Source organism: Nocardia sp. CDC160, from assembly GCF_035818795.1.
Lineage (GTDB): Bacteria > Actinomycetota > Actinomycetes > Mycobacteriales > Mycobacteriaceae > Nocardia.
Genome location: NZ_JAYKYT010000001.1, coordinates 84,364 through 97,665, shown reverse-complemented (window position 1 = coordinate 97,665; position 13,302 = coordinate 84,364). Strand labels below are relative to the sequence as shown.

Below are 13,302 nucleotides of genomic sequence, written 5' to 3'. Positions count from 1 at the left end.
TAGAACCCCCGAAGACCCCCGTGAAACCCCCGATGGTCCGGCGAAGCGAGGCATCTCGACGATGAGACGCAGAATCCTGCTGTCCATGGTGGCCGCGTTGACCCTCACCACCCTGGTTCTCGGTGTGCCACTGGCGTTCACGGCCTGGCAGTGGGTGGAGGACATCAGCCGCAACGAGCTGCGCAACCGGCTTCAGCTCATCGCCGAGGAGGTGATGCGCCAGGAGCGCGACGGCATGGTGGCCGGGGACCTGGACACCAAGTCGGCGCGACTGCTGATTCCGGCCAACGGCAAGCTGACCATCATCTATCCCACGCCCGCGGAGCCCAACAAGAAGACCGACGTGGGCGCGGAGACGGTGGAAGACCCACTGTCGGAATCCTGGTCGATGGGCACCAATGGCTCGCTGCGGCTGGAAGTGCCCTCGGCCCCAATGCATTCCATGCAGCGGCAGGCGCTGGGCGCGGTGCTGGGCCTGGTGCTCATCTCGCTGGGCGCGGGCATCGCGGTGGCGGTGGTGACCGCGCGCCGGGTGGCCGATCCGCTCCGGGACGTGGCGGCCCGCGCGGCCCGACTGGCCATGGGCGACTTCCGCGCGGACCCGCGTCGGCACGGCATCACCGAATTGGATCGCGTCTCGGACGTCTTGGATTCGGCCACGGTGGAGATCGCGGGCCGACTACAACGCGAGCACGCGCTGGTCGCGGACGTCTCGCATCAGCTGCGCAGTCGACTGACCGCGGTGCGCCTGCGCTTGGACGAGCTGTCCGCGCACGATGATCCGGCGGTGGTGCACGAGGCGGAAGAGGCCATGGCACAGGTGGATCGGCTCACCGACGCCATCGACGAACTGGTGCGCGCCTCCCGCGACGAGGGCGCGGCCGAACGCGATCCGGTCCCGGTCGTCGCCGAATTGCGCAGTGTGGTCGCGGAATGGCGGCACCCCTTCGCCGAGGCGGGCCGCAAACTGGTGCTGCTCGGCGACCCGACTTTGAAAGCCCCCGTGACGGGTTCGCGATTGCGCGAGGCGCTCGCGGTGCTGGTCGACAATGCCCTCATGCACGGCGCGGGCACCTGCACCGTCTCGGTGCGCACGGTGGCCGGACGCATGGACGACAGGGAGCCGCTGGTGGTCGTGGAGGTCGCCGACGAGGGCGATGGCGTGCGAGATGAGTTGGCCCCCCACATCTTCGACCGCGGCTTCTCCGCGGCGGGCTCCACCGGCGTGGGCCTGGCCCTGGCCCGCGCGCTGATCGAAGCGGACGGTGGCCGCCTCGAACTGCAACGCCGCCGCCCGGCCCTCTTCGCCGTCTTCCTCGGCTCCTCCGGAGTCGCCTCGAGGCCAATCGCGGTTGGCACCGAGCCTCGCTGATCTTCTATCCGTTCTCTAACTGTTCGTTAGTGGGCGCTGAGAAGTCGCTTCCTACCTTGGGATTTCGTCAATAGGAAGCGACGAGCGATCGTCGACGAAGAGCAGGAGATGTTATGCAGAAGCGCACCGTCCGCCGCACCGTCACCGCCGGTGTCCTCGGAGTCGCCGCCCTGGGCGTGCTGGCGCTCCCCGCGGTCGCCAATGCCGAGGCCCCGGATTCGATTGCCGGACTGGCGAATACGGGCAGCGCCGGATCGTCCGCCCCGGCCGGGCCGGACACCGTGGTCATCAAGGATCGCGACGGCAATGTCACCGTGCGTCCGGCCCAGCCCGGCATGCCGCTCCCGCCGGGCGCGATTCCGGCCATCCCGCTGCAGCCGGGTGCCCCGACCCTGGACCACGTGATCGTCACCCAGGACGGCGCGCCCGGCTCCCCGGCGGACACGATCGTGGTGTCCCCGGTTCGCTGAGAAACGTCCTCAGCCTGCGTCAGTATCGTCTGAGCTCGTGACGGGTCCCCGAATCTTGGTTGTGGACGACGACGTCAGGGTGCTGGCCTCGGTGGCGCGGGGGCTCCGAATGTCCGGTTTCGAGGTCGAGACCGCGGCGGACGGGGCCGCCGCGCTCCGCCATATCGCCACCGGCGCCCCGCAGGCCATGCTGCTGGACCTGAACATGCCGAATCTGGATGGCGTGCAGGTGGTGACGGCGCTGCGCTCGCTGGGCAACGACATCCCGATCTGCGTGCTCAGCGCCCGCTCGGAGGTCACCGATCGCATCGACGCCCTCGAGGCCGGTGCCGACGACTACCTGACCAAACCCTTCGACCTGGGCGAACTGGTGGCCCGGCTGCGCGCCATGCTGCGCCGGGCCCCCGCGCCCACCCACGTGGCCGACGATCGGATCGTGGTGGGCCCGCTCACGGTCCACCCCGGCGCGCGCCGCGCCGCGGTCGACGGCACACCCCTCGACCTCACCAAACGCGAATTCGACCTGCTCGCCGCGCTCGCCGCCGCACCCGGGCAGGTCTTCTCCCGCGCCCAGCTCCTGGACCAGGTCTGGGGCTACGACTTCGAGACCCAGACGAAGGTGGTCGATGTGTTCGTCTCCTATCTGCGCCGCAAGATCGAGGACGCGGGTTCACCGCGCCTGATCCACACGGTCCGCGGCGTCGGATTCGTCCTGCGGACCGAGCCCTAGCGAGGAGAGCATGCGGGTGAAACTGTTGCGGCCGAAGCGCTTGCGCGGTCCGGTCTCCCTGCGCGCCCGGGTGGCGTTCGCCAGCGCGGCGACCGCGGCCGTGGTGGTGGCGGCCATGGCGGCGGTGCTGTTCGCCTTCGCACCGACCGATGCGTCGGGCCAGGCGGGCCGGGTGATCAGCGCGATCGCGCTCACGCCCGCGCTGCCGTCGCCCGCCGCGCCCGGGCAGCCGAGCGTTCCGGCGCTGCCGACATCGCCGTCACCGGGAATCGTTATCAGGCAAATCGAACCCGACGACGGCGCGCCCGGATACACGCGCACGGTGGTGGTGAACGGCGACCCGGTCGCGGTGACCGTCCCGAACGCCGTGGTCTCGGATTCGGCCACGCGGCAGCGGATTCGGATTCTGGTGATCGGCGTGGTCGGGGTGGCGCTGGCGGCCATTCTCGGCTGGTTCTTCGCGCACCGCGCGGTGGTCCCGCTGCGACGGCTCACCGCCGCCACGGCCGGACTGGGGGAGGAGCTCGCGTTGGAGACCCCACGTCACCCGGTGGCCAGTGAGACAACGGAATTGGCGCAGGCCATGAACACCATGCTCGGGCGCATCGCGACCGAGCGGCGGCACACCGACGAAGCCCTGGTCACCGCGCGGGATTTCGCGGCGACGGCCGCGCACGAATTGCGAACCCCGTTGACCGCCATGCGCACCGACCTGCAGGTCCTGCGCTCCATGCCGCTGTCGGAGGGCGAACGCGCCGAGATTCTCGACGAGATTCTCAGCACGCAGAGCTCGCTCGAATCCACGCTGTTCGCGCTGGAGCGGTTGGCGGTCGGGGATCTGACCACCGAATCCGATTGGGAGGACATCGATCTGGGTCAGCTCATCGACCAGGTCGTGGAGGAGGCGCGGCGGTTACACCCGGGCGCGACGATCACGGCTGCGGAGGTGGAGCCGATCCGAATGCGCGGTCTGGCGGCGGGTCTGCGTTCGGTGGTCGAGAACGCCGTCACCAATGCGGTCCGGCACGGCGCGGCCACTCGCGTCGAGATCGCGACGCGGCGGGTGGGGGATCGGGTCGTGCTGACCGTCGACGACAATGGCCGCGGCATTCCCGAGCCGGATCGGGAGCGGGTCTTCGAGCGCTTCTATCGGGCGAGCACGACGCCCGGCAGCGGTCTGGGGTTGGCGCTGGTGTCGCAGCAGGCCCGCCTGCACGGCGGTGACGCGACGATGGAGGAGAGCGCCTCCGGCGGTGTCCGCCTGCGGGTCACCCTCAGCTGTGGCCCAGCTGCTCCTCGTTGACGAGGTCCTCGAATTCGTCCTGCAGTTCCTGCATTTCGTCCGGAAACACCCACTTCTTCATGGCGTAGAACCGGAATGCCATTTGCAGCAGATTGCCGATGATGAAGGCGCTGAAGAAGTCGGCGATGTTCTCGACGGTGAAACTCACATTGGGCTGGCGCAGGTCGAACACATAGCTCGAGACCCACAGCGGCAGCGCGGCCAGGCCGACACCGATGCCGCTGACCAGGAAGAACAGCAGCGCCTCGTGATGCTTCTCGCGGCCGCCGCGCTTGTCGAAGGTCCACTCCCGATTGAGGATGTAGGACACGATGACCGCGACGATGCCCGACAGAATGCGGGCCACCGTGGGCTTGGTGTCCAGAATTGTCCATTTCAGGATGTAGAAGATGCCCAGATCGATGACGAACGTCGTCGCACCGACAATCGCGAACTTGAGCAGTTCGTAATGGCGGTCCGCGAGGGCCCGCAGGGGTGCGGGCAGGCGATTGACCACTTCATCGACAAATGACACGGTGCGAGTCTACGTCTCCCATCCGCGCCGCGCCGTGCCGGTACAAATAGGGGCAGATACCTGTCAGGTGACCCACGGGCGAGTGGCCGATGGGTGCCATGACAACATGGTGCAGCGTGAGCGCCCGTTCCTTCGATTCCGCCGCGATGCCGACCGTCACCATGATCGGCGGTGGCCAGCTCGCGCGCATGACCCATCAGGCGGCCATCGCACTGGGCCAGCGGCTGCGCGTGCTCGCCGAGCGCGCCGACGATCCGGCCGCCCAGGTGACGCCCGAGGTGGTGCTGGGCAGCCATGACGATCTGGCCGCGCTGCGCAAGGCCGCGACCGGTTCCCACGCGCTGACCTTCGACCACGAGCACGTCCCGACCGAGCATCTCGAGGCGCTCATCGCCGAGGGCGTGAACGTCCAGCCGCCGCCGCAGGCGCTGATCTTCGCCCAGGACAAGCTGCGCATGCGCCGCAAGCTGGCCGAGCTGGGCGTGCCGATTCCGGCCTACACCGAGGTGAACTCGGTCACCGACGCGGTGACCTTCGCCGACGAGCACGGCTGGCCGTTCGTGCTCAAGGCGGTGCGCGGCGGCTACGACGGCCGCGGCGTGTGGATGCCCGCCGATGCCGCGCAGGCCGCGCCGATCATCGAAGACCAGCTGGCGCACGGGGTCTCGCTCATGGCCGAGGCCAAGGTGGACCTGAAGCGGGAGCTGTCGGCCATGGTGGCGCGCTCGCCGTTCGGTCAGGCCGCGACCTGGCCGGTGGTCGAAACCGTGCAGCGCAATGGTCAGTGCGCGGTCGTCATCGCGCCCGCCCAGAACCTGCCCGAGGCCAAGGCCGCCGAGGCCGAATCGCTGGCGCTGCGCCTGGCCTCCGAGCTCGGGGTGACCGGTGCGATGGCCGTGGAGCTCTTCGAAACCCACTCCGGCGAGCTGCTCGTCAACGAACTCGCCATGCGCCCGCACAATTCCGGGCACTGGGGCATGGACGGCGCGTGCACCGGCCAGTTCGAACAGCACCTGCGCGCGGTGCTGGACTATCCGCTCGGCAGCACCAAGCCGCTGGCGCCCGTGACCGTCATGGCCAATATCCTCGGTGCCGCCGTCGCGCCCGAGATGTCCATGGACGAACGCCTGCACCATCTTTCGGCCCGCATCCCCGAGGCCAAGGTGCACCTCTACGGCAAGGGCGAGCGCCCCGATCGCAAGATCGGTCACATCAATATCCTCGGCGACGACCCCGCCGAGACCCGTGAGAAAGCCGAGCGTGCGGCGCACTGGATGTCGCATGCCATTTGGACCGACGGATGGGATCCGCATCATGACTGACACCGCCCAGGTCGGCCTCATCATGGGCTCCGACTCGGACTGGCCCACCATGGAGGCCGCCGCGGAAGCCCTGGCCGAGTTCGGAATCCGCTTCGAGGTCGGCGTCGTCTCGGCACACCGCACCCCCCAGCGCATGCTCGACTACGCCAAGAACGCCGCCGACCGCGGCATCAAGGTCATCATCGCGGGCGCGGGCGGCGCGGCCCACCTCCCCGGCATGGTCGCCTCGGCCACCCCCCTCCCGGTCATCGGCGTCCCGGTCCCCCTGAAGTACCTCGACGGCATGGACTCGCTGCTCTCGATCGTCCAGATGCCCGCGGGCGTCCCGGTCGCGACCGTCTCCATCGGCGGCGCGCGCAACGCGGGCCTGCTGGCGGCCCGCATCCTCGCGACCGCCGACCCCGAACTGCGTTCCCGCATGGAGCGATTCCAGGCGAACCTGGAGCAGCTCGTCCTCGAGAAGGACGACGCCCTGCGCACGAAACTGCTGGGCTGACGCGGGTCCGCCGACGGGGTCGCTACCGTTGGCGGATGCCCAATGACCAGCCCGCGCGGCCGCGCGCCGACGCGGATTCCACCGAGCGCCGCCTGACCGTGGTGGATCAGGCGTTGCGGTTGTTCGCCGAAAAGGGTTATGAGGCAACGACCGTGGACGAGATCGCGGAGGCGGCGGGGATCAGTCGGCGGACGTTCTTTCGGCAGTTCCGGTCGAAGGAAGACGTGGTGTTCGCCGATCACGAGTCGCAGTTGACGCAGGCGCGGGCGTTTCTGGATGCGGCGCAGGGCGATCCGTGGGATGCCGTGTGCGAGGCCGTGGTCGAGGTGTTCGAGCGGTTCACACAGTGGCGGGAGATCGCGGCGCGGCGGTATCGGGTGGTGCGGCAGGTGCCGACGCTGCGGGAGCGCGAGATCGTGACGGTCTTCCGGTACGAGCGGTTGTTCACCGATTACCTGCGGCGGCGGTTGGCCGGGACCTCGGATCTGGCGTTGGTGCAGTTCACCGCCGCGGTGACGGCGACGCACAACTATCTGCTGCGGCGCATGGTCCGGGGCGAGTCGGCGGCGAGTCCGGGGGATCTGCGGTCGGCGCTGGCCGCCATTCCGCGTGGGGGCCGCGAGGCCGCCGCGGCGTCGGAGGAGATGGTGGTGGCGGTGTTCCCCCGCGATCTTTCCCCTCGGCAGGTCGCCGATCTGCTCGCGCAGCGGCTCGATACGCTGTGAAATGCCTGAAGTGGCACAGATGACACTGCGTGCCACTGGGATGTGAGCAAGTACCCGCACGTGGCCGCGCTATCGCGGCGTATAGTTGGCTTCGACTGGCACTGAGTGCCGCACAAGTTGGCGATGCTGGGCAACCAGCGGCGATCCCCCCGACGACCAGGAGACACCCCATGGCGGGCAACCCCGATTTCAACTTGTTCCAGCTCGAGGACTTCCACCACGAGCTGCGCGAGGCCATTCGCGGCCTGTCCGAGAAGGAGATCGCCCCCTACGCGAAGGACGTGGACGGCAACGCCCGCTTCCCCGAGGAGGCGCTGACCGCCCTCAACGCGGCGGGCTTCAACGCCGTGCACGTGCCCGAGGCGTACGGCGGCCAGGGCGCGGACTCGGTCGCCACCTGCATCGTGATCGAGGAAGTCGCCCGCGTCTGCGGTTCCTCCTCGCTCATCCCCGCGGTCAACAAGCTGGGCACCATGGGCCTGATCCTGAAGGGCTCCGAGGAGCTCAAGACCAAGGTGCTCGCCGACATCGTGAACGGCGAGATGGCCTCCTACTGTCTGTCCGAGCGCGAGGCCGGGTCCGACGCCGCGTCCATGCGCACCCGCGCCCGCCGCGACGGCGACGACTGGGTGATCAACGGCTCCAAGTGCTGGATCACCAACGGCGGCAAGTCCTCCTGGTACACGGTCATGGCCGTCACCGATCCGGAGAAGGGCGCCAACGGCATCTCCGCGTTCATGGTTCACAAGGACGACGAGGGCTTCGTGGTCGGCCCGCTCGAGCACAAGCTGGGCATCAAGGGTTCCCCGACCGCCGAGCTGTACTTCGAGAACTGCCGCATCCCCGGCGACCGCATCATCGGCGCGGAGGGCACCGGCTTCAAGACCGCCCTCGAGACCCTCGACCACACCCGCCCGACCATTGGCGCGCAGGCCGTCGGCCTGGCCCAGGGCGCCCTGGACGCCGCGATCGCCTACACCAAGGACCGCAAGCAGTTCGGCAAGGCCATCGCCGACTTCCAGAACACCCAGTTCATGCTCGCCGACATGGCGATGAAGGTGGAGGCCGCCCGCCTCATGGTCTACACCTCCGCCGCCCGCGCCGAACGCGGCGAAAAGAACCTCGGCTTCATCTCCGCGGCCGCCAAGTGCTTCGCCTCCGACGTGGCCATGGAGGTCACCACCAACGCCGTCCAGCTCTTCGGCGGCGCGGGCTACACCACCGACTTCCCGGTCGAGCGCATGATGCGCGACGCCAAGATCACCCAGATCTACGAGGGCACCAACCAAATCCAGCGCCTGGTCATGTCCCGCCAGATCCTGCGCTGATCGCCACGGCGAATCTTCAAGTCCGGGAGGCGGTTCCGAGTTTCGGCTCGGGGCCGCCTCCGGTCGTTCGGGGCTTCGCCCCGAGTGGGTTGGTTGCGGGGACTGTGAAATGGTTGTTTTTGAGCGCCTCCAGCCCCTAATCTGCGGGTGAATCCGGTGCGGACCGCGGGGGTTCGGCGAGGCGGGGTGAAATCTGTTCAGTAGCTGAAGGATTGCTCCAGGGGGTGGTTCGCCATCGATGTGCGACGGGGTGGTTCGCCGGGGTTTTTCTTTACGGCTTCCTCAGGTAAAGCACGGGTTTCAGGGCTGTTCGGGTGGGAATGCTGGGGGCACTATGGAGCCATGGCCGGAGTCGAAATCAACGACACCTTCGTCCGGCGCACGTTGGCTGACGGACGGGTGGAAGAAGTCGCGTGGACGGAACTGGCAGAGGTGCGGATCATTACGGCGGCGGACGGGCCGTTCGCCGGTGATGTGTTCTTCGTGTTGATCGGCGCCACCGGTAAGGGTTGTGTGGTGCCGTATTCGGCGGCCGATACCGCGTTTCTGGCGAAGCTGCAGTCGCTGCCGGGGTTCGACGACGCGAAGGTGAGCGCGGCGATGGTGGGCAGTGCCGACCGGCATTTCCGGGTCTGGCAGCGCGGCCACGCACCGCGCGCCAACTAGCGACCGGCGCGAATCAGGCGACCAGGTCGGCGTATTCGGGGTGCTCGCCGATGTACTTCTCGACGTACCAGCAGGTCGGAATGATCGAGAAGCCTTCGGAGCGTGCGTCGTTCAGCGCGAACTCCACGACCTGCGCGGCCACGCCGCGGCCCCGGAACTCGGGAAAGGTGAGGGTGTGCTGGATGTCGCGGATGCGGGTGTCGCCGTCGACCCGTTCCGCGTAGTCGGCGTAGCCCGCGAGCGTGCCGTCGAGATAGATCTCGTAGCGGGTCGCGTCGGCGTTATGTTCCAGCTTCGTGCTCATGACCTGTGTGAACTCCTGCGTTGTGCGGATTGTTCCTAGGGGTTCCTAGATCACCGCTCCCGGATTGAGAATCCCGTGCGGATCCAACGCATCCTTGATGCGCCGCGTGAGACCCATCACGTCCGGCCCCAGCTGATCGGGCAGCCAGGCCTTCTTCAACCGCCCCACCCCGTGCTCACCGGTAATGGTGCCGCCCAATCCGATGGCGAGGTCCATGATCTCGCCGAAGGCCCGGTGGGCGCGCTCGGACTCGGCCGGATCGGTGGGATCGTGCACGATGAGCGGGTGGGTGTTGCCGTCGCCCGCGTGCGCGATGACGGAGATGAGCACCTGTCGCCGCGCCGCGATCTCGGCGATCCCGGTGACCAGCTCACCCAGCCGCGGCAGCGGCACCCCGACATCCTCGAGCAGCAGCGGCCCTTTGCGTTCCACGGCGGGAATGGCGAATCGTCGTGCGGCGCAGAAGGCCTCGCCCTCGTCCGGATCGTCGGTGCGGAAAGCCTCTGTCGCGCCCGCCTTTTCGCAGGCCGCCAGCATGATGTCGGCCTCGTGCCCGGCATGCTCCCCGGGGGCGTCGGACCGCGCCACCAGCAGCGCCGCCGCCTCCCGATCGAGCCCCATGCGCAGCTCGTCCTCGACGGCATTGATGGCCACCGAATCCATGAATTCCAGCATGGAGGGCCGCAATTGGCCGGTGATGGCCAGAATGGCGGCCGTCGCGTCGGTCAGCGTCGAGAACGTGGCGACCACCGTGGACTGCGGTGGCTGCGCGGGCAGCAGCCGCAGCGTCAGCTCGGTAATGATCCCCAGGGTCCCCTCGCTGCCCACGAACAGCTTGGTCAGCGACAGCCCCGCCGAGTCCTTGAGCCGCGGCCCGCCCAGGCGCACCGCGGTCCCGTCCGCCAGCACGACCTCCATGCCGAGCACGTAATCGGTTGTGACGCCGTACTTCACGCAGCACAGTCCGCCCGCGTTGGTGGCGGCGTTCCCGCCGATCGAGCAGATCTCGAAGGAGGACGGATCCGGCGGATACCACAGCCCGTGTTCGGCCACGGCCCGCTTGACCTCGGCGTTCAACAATCCGGGCTGCACGACCGCGGTCCGCGTCACGGTATCGACGCTGATCCGCCGCATCTTCTCGGTGCTGAGCACGAGCGCCCCGTGCTGCGCGGTGGCACCGCCCGACAGCCCGGTCCCCGCTCCGCGCGGCACGATCGGCACCCGATGCTCGTCCGCCCACCGCACGGTCGTCGCGACGTGCTCGGTGGTCAGCGGCCGAACCAGCGCGAGCGCGTTTCCGGCATCCGGGTCCAGCGCCCGATCCTGCCGATACCCGCCCAGCACATCCGGATCGGTCACCACCATGCCTTCGGGTAGCAGCGCACGCAGTCCGTCGAGATCGATGTCCACATAGCAAAAACTACGGGTTCCGGCCGCTTTTGTCCGGAACCCGTAGCTGCTGGGTGCTCAGCGCGCGGTGGCGGCCTTCGGCAGTGCGAGGGCGGCCGTCAACACCACGGCCAGCACCGCGGCCCCGCCCAGCGCAGCCATCTCCATGGCTGTCACATACCCGCCGGTGCTGTGATTCACGCCCAGCGCGCTGAAGAAGATCACCCCGAGAACCGTTGCCCCAATGGCGTTTCCGAACTGCTGCGAGGTGGTCAACACCCCCGCCGCCATGCCCGCCTGCCGCGCCGGAATGCCCGACGAGAGCACCGCCCCCACCACCGACGGAATGGTGAGCCCGTTCCCGGTGCCGACGATCATCATGCCCGGGATCAGCGCCAGCACACTGACATGGTTGCCCATGCCGAACAGCACCGCCAGGGTGATGGCGAGCCCCGTGAGGCTGGTCAGCGTGCCGACCACCATCACCCGGTTCCCGATCCGCGCGGCGACCCGCGGCGCGAGGAAGAACGAGCTGGCCGCGAAGCAGATGCCCAACGGTGCGAAGGCCAATCCCGCGCGCAGCGGCGACAATCCGAGCCCGTTCTGCAGCATGAGCGTCAGGCACAGCATGAATCCGGCGAAGAAGGTCAGGTATCCGCCCGCGATCACCAGCCCGAGGCTGAAGCCGCGCTCACGCACCATCGCGGTGTCGAGCACGGGTTCGCCGCCGCGCCCGGACAGCCGGTTCTCGTAGCGCAGGGTGAGCAGCAGCACCGGGATCGAGGCCAGCATGCTGACCCAGGTCCACACCGGCCATCCCTCCGGACGCCCGAGCGTGATCGGCACCAGCAGCAGCGCCAGCGCGGCCGAGATGCCCAGCGCGCCAATCGGATCCAGCTTGGGCCGGTGATTCTGCTCGTGCCGGGGCAGCCAGCGCGCGGCCAGCGCCGCGGCGACCAGCCCGATCGGCACATTGATGTAGAAGATGGTCCGCCAACCCCAGCCGAACAGATCGGCGTCGAGCAGCACGCCGCCCAGCACCTGTCCCGACACCGCGCCGATGCCGATGGTCGCGCCGAAAGCCGCCATGGCCCTGGGCCGTTCGTTCGGCGGGAAGAGCGTATTGATGAGGGCCAGCATCTGCGGCACCATGAGCGCCGCCGTCCCGCCCTGCAGCACGCGGAAGGCGACCAGTGCCCAGGCATTGGGCGCGAGCCCGCACAGCAGCGAGGCCGCGGTGAAGGCGACCATGCCCAGGACGAAGAGTTTGCGGTGTCCGTGCAGGTCGCCGAGGCGGCCGCCGGTGATCAGACCCGAGGCGTAGGCGAACCCGTAGCCGCCGACAATGAGCTCCAGTGCCGATTCACCGGCATGCAGATCGGTTTCGAGCGAGGAGGCGGCGACGTTCACGACGAACCAGTCGAACATCGCCATGAACATGGCACTGAGGATGACGGGCAGCGCGCGCCAGCGGGCGGCGAACTCGAGGGGGCCGACCGCTTCGGTGCCTTTTTCAAGAGCTACCGCGGGCCGGTTTTCGAGAGTGGTCACGTCGTTCTCCCGAACGTGAAAGGGGACTGGGGGAAGCGGCGCGCCTTTGCGCCGGACTCGAGTGGTTGTAACTAACCGGTTGGTTAGAGATATTCCACCCCGTCCCTCGCACTTGTCAACCAGTTGGTTGGTTACCATCGAAGGCATGGCAGGCAGCAGGGATCCCGAGGCCACGAAGGCGCGCATCTTCGAGGCCGCGACCGCGGAATTCGCGCAGTACGGGATCGCCGGTGCCCGCGTGGACCGCATCGCCCGCAATGCCAAGGCCAACAAACAGCTCATCTACGCCTACTTCGGCGACAAGGAGAAGCTGTTCCATCAGGTACTGGAGAAGACCATGCTGGCCGTGGCCGGTTCGGTCACCACCGATATCGAGGACCTCGACACCTGGATCGACCAGCACATCGACTACCACCGCGAGCATCCGGAACTGCTGCGCCTATTGCAGTGGGAGGCCCTGGAACTGGGCCGGGAGAACGCCTCGGCGGGCGAATTGCGTTGCGGCCGTTATCTCGAGAAGCGCGAGAAGGTCGAGGTCGCGCAGGGCAAGGGGCTGATACGCGGCGATATGCCCTCCGGCCAGGTCCTCATGCTGCTCATGTCGATGATCAACTATCCGCTGGCGGTCCCGCAGGTCGCCGAGTTCACCCTCGGCGCGAATACGGATCCGGAGGAGCAGCGCGCCTGGATCAAGGACGCCATCCGCCGCATTGTCGCCCCGGCGGGCCCGGGAAGCGCGGAGTCCCCGGCCATGGCAAAGGCATCGGACACCGAGGCGTAACCCCTCGTCCGCGCGCAGTAAACTGCCGCCGTGTCCGATGCCAAGCTAGAGATTCAAATGCTGCACGACCGGGTCATGGTCAAACTCAACCAGGACGCGGGCGAGCGGCGCAGCAGCGGTGGCATTCTCATTCCCGCCACCGCCCAGGTGGCCAAGCGCCTGTCCTGGGGTGAGGTGTGCGGCGTGGGTTCGCACGTGCGCGCCGTGGGCGTCGGCGATCAGGTGCTGTTCAGCGCCGATGACCAGTTCGAGGTGGAGATCCAGGCGCAGGCGTATTACGTGCTGCGCGAACGCGATCTGCACGCGGTGGCGAATACCCACCCCGAACACGGCACCGGTTTGTACCTCTGA

Annotated in this window: 14 protein-coding genes and 1 pseudogene; 11 read left to right on the top strand and 4 right to left on the bottom strand. The window is 68.2% G+C overall.

The window, feature by feature from the left end; genetic code table 11:
- The first annotated feature begins 61 nt into the window (after positions 1-61).
- The 4 genes from VMT40_RS00500 to VMT40_RS00485 all read left to right on the top strand — a co-directional run bounded on the left by VMT40_RS00500 (position 62) and on the right by VMT40_RS00485 (position 3,875).
- Positions 62-1,372 carry a sensor histidine kinase gene (locus VMT40_RS00500; RefSeq protein ID WP_326356011.1) on the top strand — a complete coding sequence of 437 codons (1,311 nt, stop codon included), beginning with the start codon at positions 62-64 and terminating at the stop codon, positions 1,370-1,372.
- 113 nt (positions 1,373-1,485) lie between these two features.
- On the top strand, positions 1,486-1,842 hold the full coding sequence (locus VMT40_RS00495) for a hypothetical protein (RefSeq protein WP_326356010.1): 357 nt from the start codon (positions 1,486-1,488) through the stop codon (positions 1,840-1,842).
- 37 nt (positions 1,843-1,879) lie between these two features.
- On the top strand, positions 1,880-2,572 hold the full coding sequence (locus VMT40_RS00490; protein ID WP_326356009.1) for a response regulator transcription factor: 693 nt from the start codon (positions 1,880-1,882) through the stop codon (positions 2,570-2,572).
- A 10-nt stretch (positions 2,573-2,582) separates the two neighbouring features.
- Positions 2,583-3,875, top strand: a complete 1,293-nt coding sequence (locus tag VMT40_RS00485) for a sensor histidine kinase (protein ID WP_326356008.1) — start codon at positions 2,583-2,585, stop codon at positions 3,873-3,875.
- Here VMT40_RS00485 and VMT40_RS00480 read toward each other — a convergent pair.
- Positions 3,865-4,389, bottom strand: a pseudogene (locus tag VMT40_RS00480) (GtrA family protein); the annotation flags it as partial. The gene VMT40_RS00485 and the pseudogene VMT40_RS00480 overlap by 11 nt on opposite strands.
- Before the next feature lie 116 nt (positions 4,390-4,505).
- Between VMT40_RS00480 and VMT40_RS00475 the strand changes: the two are divergent.
- The 5 genes from VMT40_RS00475 (at position 4,506) to VMT40_RS00455 (ending at position 8,926) form a co-directional block, all read left to right on the top strand.
- A complete protein-coding gene (locus tag VMT40_RS00475) occupies positions 4,506-5,711 on the top strand; it encodes a 5-(carboxyamino)imidazole ribonucleotide synthase (RefSeq protein ID WP_442789878.1) in 1,206 nt (401 codons plus the stop codon).
- Complete coding sequence (gene purE / locus VMT40_RS00470; protein ID WP_326356007.1) at positions 5,704-6,207, top strand: 5-(carboxyamino)imidazole ribonucleotide mutase; 504 nt, start codon at positions 5,704-5,706, stop codon at positions 6,205-6,207. Before VMT40_RS00475 ends, purE begins: the two co-directional genes overlap by 8 nt.
- 35 nt (positions 6,208-6,242) lie before the next feature.
- Complete coding sequence (locus tag VMT40_RS00465; protein WP_326356006.1) at positions 6,243-6,932, top strand: TetR family transcriptional regulator; 690 nt, start codon at positions 6,243-6,245, stop codon at positions 6,930-6,932.
- Positions 6,933-7,102: 170 nt separating this feature from the next.
- Positions 7,103-8,260 carry an acyl-CoA dehydrogenase gene (locus tag VMT40_RS00460; protein ID WP_326309288.1) on the top strand — a complete coding sequence of 386 codons (1,158 nt, stop codon included), beginning with the start codon at positions 7,103-7,105 and terminating at the stop codon, positions 8,258-8,260.
- A 342-nt stretch (positions 8,261-8,602) separates the two neighbouring features.
- Complete coding sequence (locus VMT40_RS00455; protein WP_326309287.1) at positions 8,603-8,926, top strand: hypothetical protein; 324 nt, start codon at positions 8,603-8,605, stop codon at positions 8,924-8,926.
- Positions 8,927-8,939: 13 nt separating this feature from the next.
- On the opposite strand, the gene VMT40_RS00450 is transcribed toward VMT40_RS00455, so the two are convergent.
- The 3 genes from VMT40_RS00450 to VMT40_RS00440 form a co-directional block, all read right to left on the bottom strand.
- Positions 8,940-9,230, bottom strand: coding sequence for a GNAT family N-acetyltransferase (locus VMT40_RS00450; protein ID WP_326309286.1), 291 nt, complete (start codon positions 9,228-9,230; stop codon positions 8,940-8,942).
- 45 nt (positions 9,231-9,275) lie between these two features.
- The gene (locus VMT40_RS00445) at positions 9,276-10,595 is read right to left on the bottom strand and encodes an FAD-binding oxidoreductase (protein WP_326357147.1); all 1,320 of its coding nucleotides are present in this window, start codon (positions 10,593-10,595) and stop codon (positions 9,276-9,278) included.
- Between the two features lie 102 nt (positions 10,596-10,697).
- Complete coding sequence (locus VMT40_RS00440; RefSeq protein WP_326356005.1) at positions 10,698-12,170, bottom strand: MFS transporter; 1,473 nt, start codon at positions 12,168-12,170, stop codon at positions 10,698-10,700.
- 145 nt (positions 12,171-12,315) lie between these two features.
- Here VMT40_RS00440 and VMT40_RS00435 point away from each other — a divergent pair, with 145 nt between their 5' ends.
- Both VMT40_RS00435 and VMT40_RS00430 read left to right on the top strand, forming a co-directional pair.
- The gene (locus VMT40_RS00435) at positions 12,316-12,951 is read left to right on the top strand and encodes a TetR/AcrR family transcriptional regulator (RefSeq protein WP_326356004.1); all 636 of its coding nucleotides are present in this window, start codon (positions 12,316-12,318) and stop codon (positions 12,949-12,951) included.
- Between the two features lie 30 nt (positions 12,952-12,981).
- Complete coding sequence (locus tag VMT40_RS00430; protein ID WP_326309283.1) at positions 12,982-13,302, top strand: GroES family chaperonin; 321 nt, start codon at positions 12,982-12,984, stop codon at positions 13,300-13,302.